The following is a 14,635-nucleotide window of genomic DNA, read 5'->3' on the forward strand; positions in this document are numbered from 1 at the left end:
TGAATGCTTATTTCATAAAGAATAAAATAATGAATAAAAGTCATATAAGGTGAACAGGATAATAAGGCATGGATCATCTTCTGGCTGGCAAGGCTTAATATTGGTGTTTTATGCTGGCTTAATGCCGACATCAGCAGTAAAAATCCCGCAAGCCTGACTTCTCGCCCGATCTCCACTGCGTCTGTCAGGTTTCCCGACCAAATAATGCAACACATTGTATTTTAAACAATTTAAACCCTTCAAAACAAAAAATAGCGAAATGAGCAAAAAACAAACGGTAACAGAGGATTTTATAGATAAAAAAGCATCAAATAAAAATTTTGAGCTAGTTGCCAGTTTATATGCAGAGATATAATCTACACGCAAAGAAAAATGCAACCCAAATCGCTAAATAAGCACTTCTTCAGGCTTATTCTCTAAGGAGCATCAACATGTTTTCTTCGCAGTCGCGCCTGCGTCATGCGGCAGCAGACACCTTTGCCATGGTGGTCTACTGTTCTATCGTCAACATGCTGATCGAAATTTTCCTCTCCGGAATGTCCTTTGAGCAGTCACTTTCATCACGACTGGTGGCCATTCCCGTCAATATTATTATCGCCTGGCCCTACGGGATGTATCGCGACCTGATTATGCGCCAGGCCCGCCGCCTGGCTCCGGGTGGCTGGATGAAAAACCTGGCGGACGTGCTGGCCTACGTCAGCTTTCAGTCGCCGGTCTATGTCGCCATTCTGCTGGTCGTCGGCGCCAGCTGGCAGCAGATCGCCGCCGCCGTCACCTCGAACATCGTTATTTCAATGATGATGGGTGCGGTATATGGCTATTTTCTCGATTATTGCCGTCGCTTATTCCGGGTCAGCAAATATCATCAGGCCAGCATCTGAACCACGGCGACTGGCAATAAGCCAGTCGCTGAATTACTGCATCTCGCCAAACAACCCGTGAAGGAAACGCTCCAGCGCCATACGTGAACTGAAGCCGTGAGCGACCCCATAATGCTCCTGAGCCTCGCCGCCTAAATAAAGCGGAAAGTGACGATAGTGATCGCAGGTTTTAATATCAGAGGCCGGTTCCGCCAGAGACTGGCTGCGCTCTTTTAGCGTCGGGTGAATGATTAACGCCGTGCGCCCCATTCGCGCCTCGCGATTCACATAGACATAGTTCTCCCCACGGCGGTAGCCATAGGTTTTTTGGGTTACCGCATCGATGGTAAAGCCCACCTTTTCCAGAACGCGCGCCACCTCATCGGGTCGTAAATACATAGTGATTCCTCATCATCTTTTACAGCCCCGCAACCTTACAGTATTCGGCAATGAGGCGGCTTTCAGAAAAGTCCATAAACACATTCTTCGGCAGGAAGAGGCCCACAGAGGATAAAAACGTGGTCTAAACTAAAAGTCTCATCGAAATCAAGGGAGGAATTTATGTTTAACAGACCGAACCGTAAAGACGTCGATGACGGTGTGGAAGAGATCCACAATGATGTTAGCCAGTTAGCCGATAGCCTGGAAGATGTGCTTAAGTCCTGGGGCAGCGATGCCAAAGAGGAAGGGGAAAACGCCCGCCGCAAAGCGCAGGCGCTCCTGAAAGAGACCCGCGCCCGACTGCATGGCCGGAACCGGGTACAGCAGGCAACGCGTGATGCCGTTGGCTGCGCGGATACCTTTGTCCGTGAACGCCCCTGGTGCAGCGTCGGCGCGGCAGCGGCGGTCGGTATTTTCCTCGGCGCGCTGCTTAGCCTGCGCCGCTGATACCGGTGATAGATAAAAAAGACCTGTGGGCTTCGGCTCACAGGTTTTTTTATGCTATCGCACGAACGAGCTTTTCCACCGCCTGTTCCACCATTTCCGGCGAAGTCAGATTGGTAAAGGAGATCAGCAGTCCCCTGTGCCCGCGTGGCTCTATCTGCCAGTCGCTCAGCGCCTGAACCGACAGTCCGGCCTCTCTGGCGCGTCGGGCACTCTCCCGATCGTCGGCCTCTACGTCCACCCTTAGCTGAATCCCCCCCTGCTGCTCAACGCAGCACAAACCGTGCGCGGTCAGCGCTTCCACCAGCCATCGGTGCCGTAAGGCGTAGCACTGGCGCATTTTTTTCAGATGCCGCCAGAAATGCCCCTCGGTAATAAAATCCGCCAGCGTCTGCTGCCAGAGCAGCGGCACCGTACAGGCGCTCAGCGACGCCCGTTGACGAAAGGCATTGACCAGCGGCGCAGGCACCACCAGCCAGGCCGTGCGTACGGCAGGAAACAACGATTTGCTGAACGTCCCGGCGTAGATTACCCGCTGCGGGGCATCCAGGCTTTTTAGCGGCGGCAGCGGTTTTCCCTGATAGCGAAATTCACTGTCGTAATCATCTTCGATGATCCACGCCTGGCGCTGTGCGGCCCAGTCAAGAAGCGCCCGACGGCGCGAAACCGACAGCGCCACGCCCAGCGGGCTTTGATGTGCGGGCGTCAGCAGGGCAAAGCGCGCCTGCGGGTAGCGGGCAATTCCCGCCGCGATATCCATTCCCTGCGCGTCAACCGGCACCGGGTTAAGGGCGATCCCCTGCCCCTCGATAACCGGTCTGATCAGGGGAAAACCGGGATCTTCCATCCAGATACCGTCGCCCGGCGAGGCCAGGGTTTGCAGGATCAGCGTCACCGACGCGGCATAGCCGGAGGTAATAAAAATCTGCTCCGGCTGGCAGTCAATGCTGCGGGAAAAACGCAGATAGTCGACGATGGCCTGCCGCAGTATTCGCTCCCCGCAGACATCGCCCAGGGCCAGGTCGTAGCGCGACTGGGTACGCAGGCGGCGTCCCATCACCCGCGCCCAGAGCGCACGCGGGAATCTGTCCAGCGCGGGTAGCCCGAGCTGAAACGGCAGAAGACCGGGGTCTTCACCGGCCAGCGCGGTGGGTGGACTTGCCTCGTGCCGGACCGCCAGCGTCTGACTGACAAAGGTCCCGGCCTGGCCGCGTCGCACCAGCCAGCCCTGGGCCACCAGCTCCCCGTAGGCGCTCTCCACCGTCGCCCGCGATACGCCCAGCTCCTGAGCCCAGGTACGGCTTGAGGGCAAACGGCTACCGGGCGTCAGCTCGCCTTTCTCAATGGCTTCTTTAATCTGCCGGGCGATTTGCCGGTAACGGGATAAGGCCGGGATGTCCATATGGTCTGCTTTTTTTGTTAAAAGATGGCACTGATTAGCAGTCCATTATAGTGCTACATTGCCCGCAAATTCACGAGGAAACCCACTATGACCCTATTACGCCAGCCCTACTACGACCTCTCACCGGAGATCTACAACGCTTTTGTGCAGGCTAAAAAAGCCGTGGAGAAGTGCTCACTTGATAACACCCTGATTGAGCTGATCTATCTGCGCGTGTCGCAAATTAACGGCTGTGCTTTCTGCCTTGAGATGCACAGCAAGGCGCTGCGCAAAGCAGGCGTTGAGCAAACGAAGCTGGATGCGCTGGCAGGCTGGCGCGTCAGCCACCATTTTGATGCGCGGGAGCAGGCGGCGCTGGCCTGGGCCGAATCCGTCACCCATATCGCCGACACCCATGCGCCGGATGACGTTTACCTGCCGCTTGCGGAGCAATTTAGCCCGGTTGAAATCAGCGATCTGACCTTTGCCATCGGCCTGATGAACGCCTTTAACCGCCTCGCCGTCAGCATGCGTATGTAATTTCGATATAAAACAGTCCCTCCCGCTGTGCGCAACAGCGGGAATCAGGCCCTGGTAAAATTCCCATATCTTGTATGGTTGAAACTTTTTTCAACTACATCTAGTATTCTCTTCAGCAGGCAACACACAACCCGACGCGACCACTCGCGGCGTTCTCTTATTCTAGATGGAAATACGAATCATGCGCATTACTATTTACACTCGAAATGACTGTGTTCAGTGCCACGCCACCAAACGGGCGATGGAAAGCCGCGGATTTGAATTTGAGATGGTCAATCTGGATCTGGTTCCGGAAGCCGTCGATGAGTTACGTGAGATGGGCTTCCGCCAGTTGCCGGTCGTCGTTGCCGGGGAAACCCGCTGGTCCGGCTTCCGTCCGGATATGATCAATCGCCTGACGACGGCACCGAGCGCCGCCAGCGCATGAGTATCCTCGTCTACTTCTCCAGCAGCTCTGAAAATACCCACCGCTTTATCACGCGTCTGGGGCTGCCGGCGATACGTATCCCGCTCAACGAGCGCGAGCGTATCCGGGTAGACGAGCCCTATATTCTGGTGGTCCCGAGCTACGGCGGCGGCGGAACCGCAGGCGCCGTGCCGCGCCAGGCGATCCGTTTTTTAAACGATCCGCATAACCGCCAGCTGATCCGCGGCGTGATCGCCGCCGGTAACCGCAATTTTGGCGATGCGTACGGACGCGCAGGTGACGTTATCGCGCAGAAGTGTGCGGTCCCTTATCTGTACCGCTTCGAGCTGATGGGTACACAACGTGATATTGAAAACGTGCGTAAAGGAGTGAGCGAATTTTGGCAACGACAACCGCAGAACGCGTGACGCAGTCCGCACCGGACTTCCACGCGCTGAATGCCATGCTGAATCTGTATGATGCAGAGGGCCGCATTCAGTTTGAGAAAGACCATCAGGCGGTTGACGCCTTCCATACCGCGCACGTGGTGCCGAATACCGTGACCTTTGCCAGCCAGGATGAGCGGCTCAACTGGCTGATTGCCGAAGAGTACTACGACGCAAACGTGCTGGCACGCTATGACCGCGCATTCGTGGTCGACCTGATTGCGGAGGCACACGCCAGCGGTTTTCGCTTCCAGACATTCCTTGGCGCATGGAAGTTTTACACCAGCTACGCGCTGAAGACCTTTGACGGTAAGCGCTACCTTGAACACTTCCAGGATCGCGTCTGCATGGTGGCACTGACCCTGGCCCAGGGCGATGAACGTCAGGCCTTGCAGCTAATGGAAGAGATGCTCTCCGGCCGTTTCCAGCCTGCGACCCCAACCTTCCTTAACTGTGGTAAAAAGCAGCGCGGCGAACTCGTTTCCTGCTTCCTGCTGCGCATTGAGGACAATATGGAGTCCATCGGCCGGGCGGTGAATTCCGCCCTGCAGCTCTCCAAGCGCGGCGGCGGCGTGGCTTTCCTGCTGTCGAACCTGCGGGAAGCCGGTGCGCCGATTAAGCGTATCGAAAACCAGTCCTCCGGGGTGATCCCGGTGATGAAAATGCTGGAAGATGCGTTCTCCTACGCCAACCAGCTGGGTGCGCGTCAGGGCGCGGGCGCGGTCTATCTGCACGCTCATCACCCGGATATTCTGCGTTTCCTCGATACCAAACGTGAAAACGCCGACGAAAAAATTCGTATTAAAACCCTGTCGCTGGGCGTGGTGATCCCGGATGTCACCTTTAATCTGGCGAAAGAGAATGCGCAGATGGCGCTGTTCTCCCCCTACGATGTGGAGCGCCTCTACGGCAAACCCTTCGGCGATATCGCCGTTAGCGAACTGTACGATGAGCTGGTCGCCGACGAACGCGTCCGTAAAACCTGGATCAGCGCCCGTGATTTCTTCCAGCGGCTGGCGGAAATTCAGTTTGAATCCGGCTATCCGTACATCATGTACGAGGATACGGTTAACCGTAGCAACCCGATTGCCGGGCGCATCAATATGAGCAACCTGTGCTCGGAAATTTTGCAGGTTAACAGCGCCACCACCTACGACGAGAATCTGGATTATGCCGACACCGGCCACGATATCTCCTGCAACCTCGGTTCGCTGAATATCGCCCATACCATGGACTCGCCCAATTTTGGCCGCACCGTCGAAACCGCCATTCGTGGCCTGACCGCAGTGTCGGATATGAGTCATATCCGCAGCGTGCCGTCGATTGAAGCCGGTAACGCCGCCTCTCACGCCATCGGCCTGGGGCAGATGAACCTGCACGGCTACCTGGCGCGGGAAGGTATTGCCTACGGCAGTGAAGAGGGGTTAGATTTCACCAACTTCTACTTCTACACCATTACCTGGCACGCCCTGCACACCTCGATGCTGCTGGCGAAAGAGCGCGGCCAGCGCTTTGCAGGCTTCGAAAACTCCCGCTACGCCAGCGGCGAGTATTTCGCACAGTATCTGCAGGACGACTGGCAGCCGAAAACCGCCAGAGTACACGAGCTGTTCGCCCGCAGCGGCATTACCCTACCGACGCGCGAGATGTGGCAACAGCTGCGCGAGGAGGTGATGCAGCATGGCATCTACAACCAGAACCTGCAGGCGGTGCCGCCCACCGGCTCGATTTCCTATATCAACCACGCCACATCGAGCATTCACCCGATCGTGTCGCGCGTTGAAATCCGCAAAGAGGGGAAAACCGGCCGCGTCTACTACCCTGCTCCCTTTATGACTAACGAGAACCTGCACCTCTATCAGGATGCCTGGGATATCGGGCCGGAAAAGATCATCGACACCTACGCCGAGGCAACGCGCCACGTCGATCAGGGACTCTCCCTGACGCTGTTTTTCCCGGATACCGCCACCACCCGCGATATCAACAAAGCGCAGATTTACGCCTGGAAGAAAGGGATTAAAACCCTCTACTACATTCGCCTGCGTCAGCTGGCGTTAGCCGGTACCGAAATTGAAGGTTGCGTGTCATGCGCGCTGTAAGGAGATAAGGAATGGGCCATTTAACACGCGTCAGCGCCATTAACTGGAACAAGATCCAGGACGATAAAGATCTGGAAGTGTGGAACCGATTGACCAGCAACTTCTGGCTGCCGGAGAAAGTGCCGCTGTCCAACGATCTTCCTGCCTGGCAAACGCTCGGCGAAACGGAACAGCGGCTGACCATCCGCGTCTTTACCGGCCTGACGCTGCTCGACACCATCCAGAATAGCGTCGGCGCGCCGGCATTGATGGCGGACGCGCTGACGCCGCACGAAGAGGCGGTGATGTCGAATATCAGCTTTATGGAAGCGGTACACGCCCGCTCCTACAGTTCGATTTTCTCCACCCTCTGCCAGACCAAAGATGTGGACGCCGCCTACGCCTGGAGCGAAGAGAATGGCCCGCTGCAGCGCAAGGCGCAAATCATCCTTGAGCATTACGCCGCCGACGAACCGCTGAAAAAGAAAATCGCCAGCGTGTTTCTCGAATCTTTCCTCTTTTACTCCGGCTTCTGGCTGCCGATGTACTGGTCCAGCCGCGGTAAACTGACCAACACCGCGGATTTGATTCGCTTAATCATTCGCGACGAGGCGGTACACGGCTATTACATTGGATATAAGTACCAGAAGGGGCTGGAAAAAGTCAGCGATGCCAAACGCGAAGAGCTGAAAAACTTCGCCATGGATCTGGTGATGGATCTCTATGACAACGAACTGGCCTACACCGAAGATTTATACGCCGGGACCGACTGGCTGGAAGATGTCAAAGCCTTCCTCTGCTACAACGCTAACAAGGCGCTGATGAACCTGGGCTATGAGGCGCTCTTCCCGCCGGAAATGGCCGAGGTCAACCCGGCCATCCTCGCGGCGCTGTCGCCGAATGCCGATGAAAATCACGACTTCTTCTCCGGCTCCGGCTCCTCCTACGTGATGGGCAAGGCGGTCGAAACCGAGGACGAAGACTGGAACTTCTGACGCTCGTTTTTAACGCCCTTTCTTAAAAAAAGAGGGCGTTTTTTATATTCCTCAAAACCAAAAAGAATCAGCAAATATCGCCCCACAACCTGGCCATAATTAGCACAACCTCTACACTGTAATTTACCTGCCATATTCGTCTGAATCATCACAATTCAGACGAAATATTGCTGCCTGAAACAAAAAATATCAGCATAAACACACCGGCGCTCAGCCCTTATATCATGGGGGCTTCCGCCGACTTCCGCATCCGCACAGGCCGCAAACACAGGAAATTGAGGGTTGTCACAGTCTCATATTATGCTAGGGTATATCCAGTTAACTATTTTCATCAGGTAATTTATCGACATAATAAATAACAGGAACCTTTCTATTGCATGGCAATTAAATTAGAAATTAAGAATCTATATAAAGTATTTGGAGAGCACCCACAGCGCGCCTTCAAATATATTGAAAAAGGACTTTCAAAAGAACAAATACTGGAAAAGACGGGGCTATCGCTTGGCGTTAAAGACGCCAGTCTGACCATTGAAGAAGGCGAGATTTTTGTCATCATGGGGTTATCCGGATCAGGAAAATCCACCATGGTTCGCCTTCTCAATCGCCTGATTGAACCCACCCGCGGACAGGTACTGATTGACGGCGTCGATATCGCCAAAATCTCCGATGCCGAACTCCGCGAGGTGCGCAGGAAGAAGATAGCCATGGTGTTCCAGTCATTTGCCCTGATGCCGCATATGACGGTGCTGGATAACACCGCCTTCGGTATGGAGCTTGCGGGTGTGCCCGCAGCTGAACGCCAGGCAAAAGCGCTGGATGCGCTGCGTCAGGTTGGGCTGGAAAACTATGCTCACGGCTATCCGGATGAACTCTCTGGCGGTATGCGTCAGCGTGTGGGTCTGGCACGAGCGCTGGCGATCAACCCCGATATTTTATTGATGGACGAAGCTTTCTCCGCGCTCGATCCCCTGATCCGTACGGAAATGCAGGATGAGCTGGTGAAGCTGCAGGCTAAACACCAGCGCACCGTGGTCTTTATTTCCCACGATCTCGACGAAGCCATGCGTATCGGCGATCGCATCGCCATTATGCAAAACGGCGAAGTGGTGCAGGTCGGTACGCCTGACGAAATCCTCAACAACCCGGCCAATGACTACGTTCGCACCTTCTTCCGCGGCGTCGATATTAGCCAGGTCTTTAGCGCCAAAGATATTGCCCGCCGTAGCCCGGTTGGCCTGATCCGTAAAACGCCAGGCTTCGGTCCGCGTTCGGCGCTGAAAATGCTCCAGGATGAAGATCGTGAATACGGCTACGTTATCGAACGCGGCAATAAGTTTGTCGGCGTTGTCTCGATTGACTCTCTGAAGGCAGCCCTGGATCAGAGCCAGGGTATCGAGTCCGCGCTGATTGACGCCCCCATTGCGGTGGATGCGGAAACTCCGCTTAGCGAACTGCTCTCCCACGTCGGCCAGGCTCCCTGTGCGGTGCCGGTTATCGGGGAGGAACAACAGTACGTTGGCATTATTTCAAAACGCATGCTGCTACAGGCTTTAGATCGCGAGGGGGCAAACAATGGCTGATCAATCCAATCCGTGGGGAACCACAGAGGCGGCGGATAACGCCGCCCAGTCCGCCGATGCCTGGGGCTCGCCGTCAACGGCTGCACCGGCCGACGGCGGTGGCGCAGACTGGCTCACCAGTGCGCCTGCACCGGCACCAGAACACTTCGATATTATGGACCCGTTCCATAAAACGCTGATCCCCCTCGATAGCTGGGTAACCCAGGGGATCGACTGGGTGGTGGTGCATTTCCGCCCGCTGTTCCAGGGGATCCGCGTCCCGGTGGATTATATCCTGACCGGCTTCCAGCAGCTGCTGCTGGGGATGCCCGCGCCGGTGGCGATTGCGCTTTTCGCGCTTATCGCCTGGCAGTTCGGCAGCGCGGGAATGGGTATCGCAACGCTGATTTCACTGATTGCCATCGGTGCCATTGGCGCCTGGTCCCAGGCGATGATTACCCTGGCCCTGGTACTGACCGCCCTGCTCTTCTGTCTGGTGATCGGTTTACCGATGGGGATCTGGCTGGCGCGTAGCCCCAGAGCGGCAAAAATTGTGCGGCCGCTGCTGGACGCCATGCAGACCACGCCGGCGTTTGTCTATCTGGTGCCCATCGTCATGCTGTTTGGTATCGGCAACGTCCCGGGCGTGGTGGTGACCATTATCTTCGCCCTGCCGCCGATTATCCGCCTGACGATCCTCGGGATTAACCAGGTCCCGGCCGATTTGATCGAGGCCTCCCGTTCGTTCGGCGCAAGCCCGCGACAGATGCTGTTTAAAGTGCAGTTACCGCTGGCGATGCCGACCATTATGGCGGGCGTCAACCAGACGCTGATGCTGGCCCTCTCGATGGTCGTTATCGCCTCGATGATCGCCGTCGGTGGGCTCGGTCAGATGGTACTGCGCGGCATTGGTCGTCTCGATATGGGGCTGGCAACCGTCGGCGGCGTAGGGATCGTTATCCTGGCCATTATTCTTGACCGCCTGACTCAGGCTGTCGGTCGCGACTCCCGCAGTCGTGGCAACCGCCGCTGGTACACCACCGGCCCGCTGGGTCTGCTGACCCGTCCATTCATCAAGTAATCCTGTCTTCCCGGCGGCACGTCGTCGCCGGGATAGCAGCGACCCGTCAATAAAGAAGAAGGAACAACGATGCGACATCGCGTACTTTTTGCCACAGCGTTTGCCACCCTTATCTCCACCAGCGCTTTTGCTGCAGACCTGCCAGGTAAAGGCATTACCGTTCAGCCGGTCCAGAGCACCATTTCCGAAGAGACCTTCCAGAGCCTGCTGGTAAGCCGCGCCCTGGAAAAACTCGGCTACACCGTGAATAAGCCGAGCGAGGTGGACTACAACGTGGGCTATACCTCAATCGCCTCCGGCGATGCCACCTTCACCGCCGTCAACTGGCAGCCGCTGCATGATGACATGTATGCCGCAGCCGGCGGTGACAAGAAGTTCTATCGCGAAGGGACCTTTGTTTCCGGTGCTGCCCAGGGTTATCTGATCGATAAGAAAACCGCCGAGCAGTACAAGATCACCAATATTGAACAGCTGAAAGATCCGAAGATCGCCAAACTGTTCGATACCAACGGTGACGGTAAGGCTGACATGATGGGCTGTTCGCCGGGCTGGGGCTGTGAGCCGGTGATTAACCATCAGAACGAAGCTTTCGATCTGGCGAAGACCGTTTCCGTGAGCCACGGTAACTACTCCGCGATGATGGCCGATACCATTGCCCGCTTTAAAGAAGGTAAGCCGGTGATCTACTACACCTGGACACCCTACTGGGTGAGCGACGTGCTGAAACCGGGTAAAGATGTGGTCTGGCTGCAGGTGCCGTTCTCCTCCCTGCCGGGCGAGCAGAAAGATATCGACACCAAACTGCCTAACGGTATGAACTACGGCTTCCCGGTGAACACCATGCATATCGTCGCCAACAAAGAATGGGCTGAGAAAAACCCGGCGGCGGCAAAACTGTTCTCCCTGATGAAACTGCCTCTGGCGGATATCAACGCCCAGAACGCCATGATGCACGAAGGCAAATCCTCTGAAGCGGATATCCAGGGCCACGTTGATGGCTGGATCAAAGCCCACCAGCAGCAGTTCGACGGCTGGGTGAAAGACGCGCTGGCCGCGCAGAAGTAACGCTCCCCTTTCCCCTCTCCCGCCCGGGAGAGGGGAACACCGCACGTACCGACAAGCGACAATCCTTCCTCATTCATATTCCCCGGTTATTATTGCCACTGGTAAAATAATGACTCAACTAACGAATTCCAGTGATGACAAAAACTTCTCAAGGGCTTAGCCCGGCGCTGATTGCGCTGATGTCCGTGGCCACCGGTTTAGCGGTTGCCAGTAACTATTACGCCCAGCCTCTGCTTGATACTATCGCCCGCGCGTTCGCCATTTCGCCAAACCAGGCCGGTTTTATCGTGACGTCTGCCCAGTTGGGCTACGCAGCGGGGCTGTTCTTCCTGGTACCGCTCGGCGATATGTTTGAGCGCCGGAAACTGATTGTCACCATGACCCTGCTCTCGGCGGGCGGCCTGCTTATTACCGCCAGCAGCCAGTCGCTGGGCATGATGCTGCTCGGCACCGCCCTGACCGGACTCTTCTCGGTCGTGGCGCAAACCCTGGTGCCGCTGGCGGCCACCCTCGCCGCGCCGGAGAAGCGCGGCAAAGTGGTCGGGACAATTATGAGCGGCCTGCTGCTGGGGATCCTGCTGGCGCGAACGGTGGCGGGCCTGCTGGCCAGCCTCGGCGGCTGGCGCACCGTCTTCTGGGTTGCCACCGTGCTGATGGTGTTGATGGCTCTGGCCCTGTGGCGCGGCCTGCCGAAGATCGAGCAGGACAATCACCTTAACTACCCTCAGCTGCTGGGCTCTATCTTTAGTCTGTTTATCGGCGACCGGCTGCTGCGTACCCGCGCCCTGCTCGGCTGCCTGAGCTTCGCCAACTTCAGTATTCTGTGGACCTCAATGGCCTTTCTGCTGGCCTCGCCGCCGTTTAACTTCTCCGACGCCACCATCGGCCTGTTTGGCCTGGTGGGCGCAGCCGGCGCGCTGGGAGCACGACCGGCGGGTGCGCTGGCGGATAAGGGCAAAGCGCACCTGACCACCACCGGTAGCCTGCTGCTGCTTCTGCTCTCCTGGGGCGCTATCTGGTTCGGCCATACGTCGGTTATCGCGCTGATCGTCGGTATTCTGGTGCTGGATCTGACGGTTCAGGGCGTGCATATCACCAACCAGACGGTGATCTACCACCTGAAGCCCGAAGCGCGTAACCGCCTGACGGCGGGCTATATGACCAGCTACTTTATTGGCGGTGCCGCCGGGTCGCTGATCTCAGCGTCCGCCTGGCAACACGCTGGATGGACCGGCGTCTGCCTGGCCGGTGCCATTGTCTCTCTGCTTGGCCTGCTGGTGTGGTGGCGCGGCTACCATCGTCAGCCTGCCTGAGCCTGCGTTTATTCTGATTTGATCCCTGCAGGCCGACCAGGGGGTGTTAAGCTGCCCCCTGGTCTATGGTTTAGCCTGGGAATTTTTGCTGCTCTTATCGATTGATGACATTCCCGGAGATGAATAATACATTTACTTTATTTGTAACAGTCGTTACTATATCGACTGAAATTAATGAGGTCATACCCAAATGGATAGTTCGTTTACCCCCATTGAACAAATGCTTACGTTTCGTGCCAGCCGTCACGAAGACTTCCCTTTTCAGGAAATCCTGTTGACTCGTCTGTGCATGCATATGCAGGGTAAGCTGCTGGAAAACCGCAATAAAATGCTGAAAGCCCAGGGGATTAACGAAACCCTGTTTATGGCATTAATTACCCTGGAATCCCAGGAAAATCACAGTATTCAGCCTTCAGAGCTGAGCTGCGCGCTCGGTTCATCCCGTACCAATGCGACCCGTATCGCTGACGAGCTGGAAAAACGCGGCTGGATTGAACGCCGTGAAAGCGATAACGACCGCCGCTGTCTGCATCTTCAGCTGACCGAAAAAGGCCATGAATTTTTGCGCCAGGTGCTGCCACCTCAGCACCACTGCCTGCACGAGCTGTGGTCCGCGCTGAACGCATCGGAAAAAGATCAGCTTGAGCAGATTACGCGTAAGCTCCTCACCCGCCTCGACCAGATGGATGAAGAAGGCGTGATCCTTGAGGCGATGAGTTAAGGCGGTAAATCGCTCAGTTAACCGAATTCACCAGAAAAAACTGACAGGCCAGCAGGCAACTACTGCTGGCCTTTCTGACAAGCAGGTCGGCGCAAGCCGATGTGAAATAATAAGATCGTGGAGAATAACATGAGCGCAAATGCGGAGACTCACACCCCGCAGCAACCGGTCAATAAGAAAGGTAAACGTAAGCGCACCCTTCTTCTGTTGACCTTGCTCTTCATTATTGTTGCCGTGGCATATGGGATTTATTGGTTTATCGTAGCGCGTCATTTTGAAGAAACTGACGATGCTTACGTGGCAGGGAACCAGGTTCAAATCATGGCGCAGGTATCCGGCAGCGTGACGAAAGTCTGGGCTGACAATACCGACTTTGTGAAACAGGGCGACGTGCTGGTCACGCTTGACCAGACCGACGCACAGCAGGCGTTTGAAAAAGCGAAAACGGAGCTGGCCTCCGGCGTTCGTCAGACTCGTCAGCAGATGATCAACAGTAAGCAGCTGCAGGCCAACATTCAGGTGCAAAAAACCGCCCTTGCTCAGGCCCAGACCGACCTTAACCGTCGCGTTCCGCTCGGCAGCGCCAACCTGATTGGTCGCGAAGAGCTGCAGCACGCCCGCGATGCGGTCGCCAGCGCCCAGGCTCAGCTGGACGTTGCCGTTCAGCAGTACAACGCAAATCAGGCGATTATCCTCGATACCGCGCTGGAGCAGCAGCCCGCCGTACTGCAGGCTGCCACCGAAGTGCGTAACGCCTGGCTGGCGCTGGAGCGCACCAAAGTGGTGAGCCCTATCACTGGCTATGTGTCGCGTCGTGCCGTACAGCCAGGTGCGCAGATCGGCACCACCACGCCGCTGATGGCGGTCGTACCCGCCACTCAGCTGTGGGTTGACGCCAACTTTAAAGAGACCCAGCTGGCGCATATGCGTATCGGCCAGTCGGCGACCATCGTCAGCGATATCTACGGAGACGAAGTCACCTATACCGGTAAAGTCGTGGGCCTGGATATGGGCACCGGCAGCGCCTTCTCCCTGCTTCCGGCGCAGAACGCCACCGGTAACTGGATCAAAGTGGTTCAGCGTCTACCGGTACGTATCGAGCTGGATGAGAAGCAGCTGGCGGAGCATCCGCTGCGTATCGGTCTCTCAACGCTGGTGAAAGTCGATACCGCGAACCGTGACGGCAAGGTACTGGCCAGCCAGACGCGCACCGGTCCGGCCTATGAAAGCTCGGCGAGAGAAGTGAAGCTCGACCCGGTTAACACGCTGATTTCCGAGATCATTCAGGCCAACGCGGGTTAACCT

At 56.4% G+C, this 14,635-nt stretch carries 15 protein-coding genes; 13 read left to right on the forward strand and 2 right to left on the reverse strand.

Annotated features, from left to right (window positions below):
• The first annotated feature begins 431 nt into the window (after positions 1–431).
• Positions 432–881 (forward strand): L-alanine exporter AlaE, encoded by a 450-nt coding sequence (gene alaE / locus EDF81_RS10985; RefSeq protein WP_123348172.1) that lies wholly within the window; start codon positions 432–434, stop codon positions 879–881.
• A 33-nt stretch (positions 882–914) separates the two neighbouring features.
• Here alaE and EDF81_RS10990 read toward each other — a convergent pair whose 3' ends face one another.
• Positions 915–1,259, reverse strand: coding sequence for a DUF2002 family protein (locus tag EDF81_RS10990; RefSeq protein WP_123348173.1), 345 nt, complete (start codon positions 1,257–1,259; stop codon positions 915–917).
• A gap of 162 nt (positions 1,260–1,421) precedes the next feature.
• Between EDF81_RS10990 and EDF81_RS10995 the strand changes: the two genes are divergently transcribed.
• The gene (locus EDF81_RS10995; protein ID WP_123348174.1) at positions 1,422–1,748 is read left to right on the forward strand and encodes a DUF883 domain-containing protein; all 327 of its coding nucleotides are present in this window, start codon (positions 1,422–1,424) and stop codon (positions 1,746–1,748) included.
• Positions 1,749–1,797: 49 nt separating this feature from the next.
• Here the strand turns inward: EDF81_RS10995 and EDF81_RS11000 are convergent, their stop codons facing one another.
• Complete coding sequence (locus EDF81_RS11000; protein ID WP_123348175.1) at positions 1,798–3,147, reverse strand: PLP-dependent aminotransferase family protein; 1,350 nt, start codon at positions 3,145–3,147, stop codon at positions 1,798–1,800.
• An 87-nt stretch (positions 3,148–3,234) separates the two neighbouring features.
• Between EDF81_RS11000 and EDF81_RS11005 the strand changes: the two genes are divergently transcribed.
• The 11 genes from EDF81_RS11005 to emrA all read left to right on the forward strand — a co-directional run bounded on the left by EDF81_RS11005 (position 3,235) and on the right by emrA (position 14,632).
• On the forward strand, positions 3,235–3,666 hold the full coding sequence (locus tag EDF81_RS11005) for a carboxymuconolactone decarboxylase family protein (protein ID WP_123348176.1): 432 nt from the start codon (positions 3,235–3,237) through the stop codon (positions 3,664–3,666).
• 181 nt (positions 3,667–3,847) lie between these two features.
• The gene (gene nrdH, locus EDF81_RS11010) at positions 3,848–4,093 is read left to right on the forward strand and encodes a glutaredoxin-like protein NrdH (RefSeq protein ID WP_123348177.1); all 246 of its coding nucleotides are present in this window, start codon (positions 3,848–3,850) and stop codon (positions 4,091–4,093) included.
• Positions 4,090–4,500, forward strand: coding sequence for a class Ib ribonucleoside-diphosphate reductase assembly flavoprotein NrdI (nrdI, locus tag EDF81_RS11015; RefSeq protein ID WP_123348178.1), 411 nt, complete (start codon positions 4,090–4,092; stop codon positions 4,498–4,500). The genes nrdH and nrdI overlap by 4 nt, the downstream gene beginning before the upstream one ends.
• Positions 4,473–6,617 (forward strand): class 1b ribonucleoside-diphosphate reductase subunit alpha, encoded by a 2,145-nt coding sequence (nrdE, locus tag EDF81_RS11020; RefSeq protein ID WP_123348179.1) that lies wholly within the window; start codon positions 4,473–4,475, stop codon positions 6,615–6,617. Before nrdI ends, nrdE begins: the two co-directional genes overlap by 28 nt.
• Positions 6,618–6,628: 11 nt before the next feature.
• Positions 6,629–7,591 (forward strand): class 1b ribonucleoside-diphosphate reductase subunit beta, encoded by a 963-nt coding sequence (nrdF, locus tag EDF81_RS11025; protein ID WP_123348180.1) that lies wholly within the window; start codon positions 6,629–6,631, stop codon positions 7,589–7,591.
• Positions 7,592–7,968: 377 nt separating this feature from the next.
• A complete protein-coding gene (gene proV, locus EDF81_RS11035; RefSeq protein WP_123348181.1) occupies positions 7,969–9,171 on the forward strand; it encodes a glycine betaine/L-proline ABC transporter ATP-binding protein ProV in 1,203 nt (400 codons plus the stop codon).
• Positions 9,164–10,231, forward strand: a complete 1,068-nt coding sequence (gene proW / locus EDF81_RS11040; protein ID WP_123348182.1) for a glycine betaine/L-proline ABC transporter permease ProW — start codon at positions 9,164–9,166, stop codon at positions 10,229–10,231. Before proV ends, proW begins: the two co-directional genes overlap by 8 nt.
• A gap of 69 nt (positions 10,232–10,300) precedes the next feature.
• Complete coding sequence (gene proX / locus EDF81_RS11045; protein WP_123348183.1) at positions 10,301–11,296, forward strand: glycine betaine/L-proline ABC transporter substrate-binding protein ProX; 996 nt, start codon at positions 10,301–10,303, stop codon at positions 11,294–11,296.
• Between the two features lie 134 nt (positions 11,297–11,430).
• Complete coding sequence (locus tag EDF81_RS11050; protein WP_123348184.1) at positions 11,431–12,609, forward strand: MFS transporter; 1,179 nt, start codon at positions 11,431–11,433, stop codon at positions 12,607–12,609.
• A gap of 190 nt (positions 12,610–12,799) precedes the next feature.
• Positions 12,800–13,330, forward strand: a complete 531-nt coding sequence (gene mprA, locus EDF81_RS11055) for a transcriptional repressor MprA (protein ID WP_123348185.1) — start codon at positions 12,800–12,802, stop codon at positions 13,328–13,330.
• Positions 13,331–13,459: 129 nt separating this feature from the next.
• A complete protein-coding gene (emrA, locus tag EDF81_RS11060) occupies positions 13,460–14,632 on the forward strand; it encodes a multidrug efflux MFS transporter periplasmic adaptor subunit EmrA (protein ID WP_123348186.1) in 1,173 nt (390 codons plus the stop codon).
• Positions 14,633–14,635 lie beyond the last annotated feature (3 nt).

Origin of the sequence: Enterobacter sp. BIGb0383 (genome assembly GCF_003751845.1) — a bacterium.
Lineage (GTDB): Bacteria > Pseudomonadota > Gammaproteobacteria > Enterobacterales > Enterobacteriaceae > BIGb0383.

Coding starts and splice junctions, on each gene's coding strand:
- alaE (WP_123348172.1), top strand. CDS start 432: ATGTTTTCTTCGCAGTCGCGCCTGCGTCATGCGGCAGCAGACACCTTT.
- EDF81_RS10990 (WP_123348173.1), bottom strand. CDS start 1,259: ATGTATTTACGACCCGATGAGGTGGCGCGCGTTCTGGAAAAGGTGGGC.
- EDF81_RS10995 (WP_123348174.1), top strand. CDS start 1,422: ATGTTTAACAGACCGAACCGTAAAGACGTCGATGACGGTGTGGAAGAG.
- EDF81_RS11000 (WP_123348175.1), bottom strand. CDS start 3,147: ATGGACATCCCGGCCTTATCCCGTTACCGGCAAATCGCCCGGCAGATT.
- EDF81_RS11005 (WP_123348176.1), top strand. CDS start 3,235: ATGACCCTATTACGCCAGCCCTACTACGACCTCTCACCGGAGATCTAC.
- nrdH (WP_123348177.1), top strand. CDS start 3,848: ATGCGCATTACTATTTACACTCGAAATGACTGTGTTCAGTGCCACGCC.
- nrdI (WP_123348178.1), top strand. CDS start 4,090: ATGAGTATCCTCGTCTACTTCTCCAGCAGCTCTGAAAATACCCACCGC.
- nrdF (WP_123348180.1), top strand. CDS start 6,629: ATGGGCCATTTAACACGCGTCAGCGCCATTAACTGGAACAAGATCCAG.
- proV (WP_123348181.1), top strand. CDS start 7,969: ATGGCAATTAAATTAGAAATTAAGAATCTATATAAAGTATTTGGAGAG.
- proW (WP_123348182.1), top strand. CDS start 9,164: ATGGCTGATCAATCCAATCCGTGGGGAACCACAGAGGCGGCGGATAAC.
- proX (WP_123348183.1), top strand. CDS start 10,301: ATGCGACATCGCGTACTTTTTGCCACAGCGTTTGCCACCCTTATCTCC.
- EDF81_RS11050 (WP_123348184.1), top strand. CDS start 11,431: ATGACAAAAACTTCTCAAGGGCTTAGCCCGGCGCTGATTGCGCTGATG.
- mprA (WP_123348185.1), top strand. CDS start 12,800: ATGGATAGTTCGTTTACCCCCATTGAACAAATGCTTACGTTTCGTGCC.
- emrA (WP_123348186.1), top strand. CDS start 13,460: ATGAGCGCAAATGCGGAGACTCACACCCCGCAGCAACCGGTCAATAAG.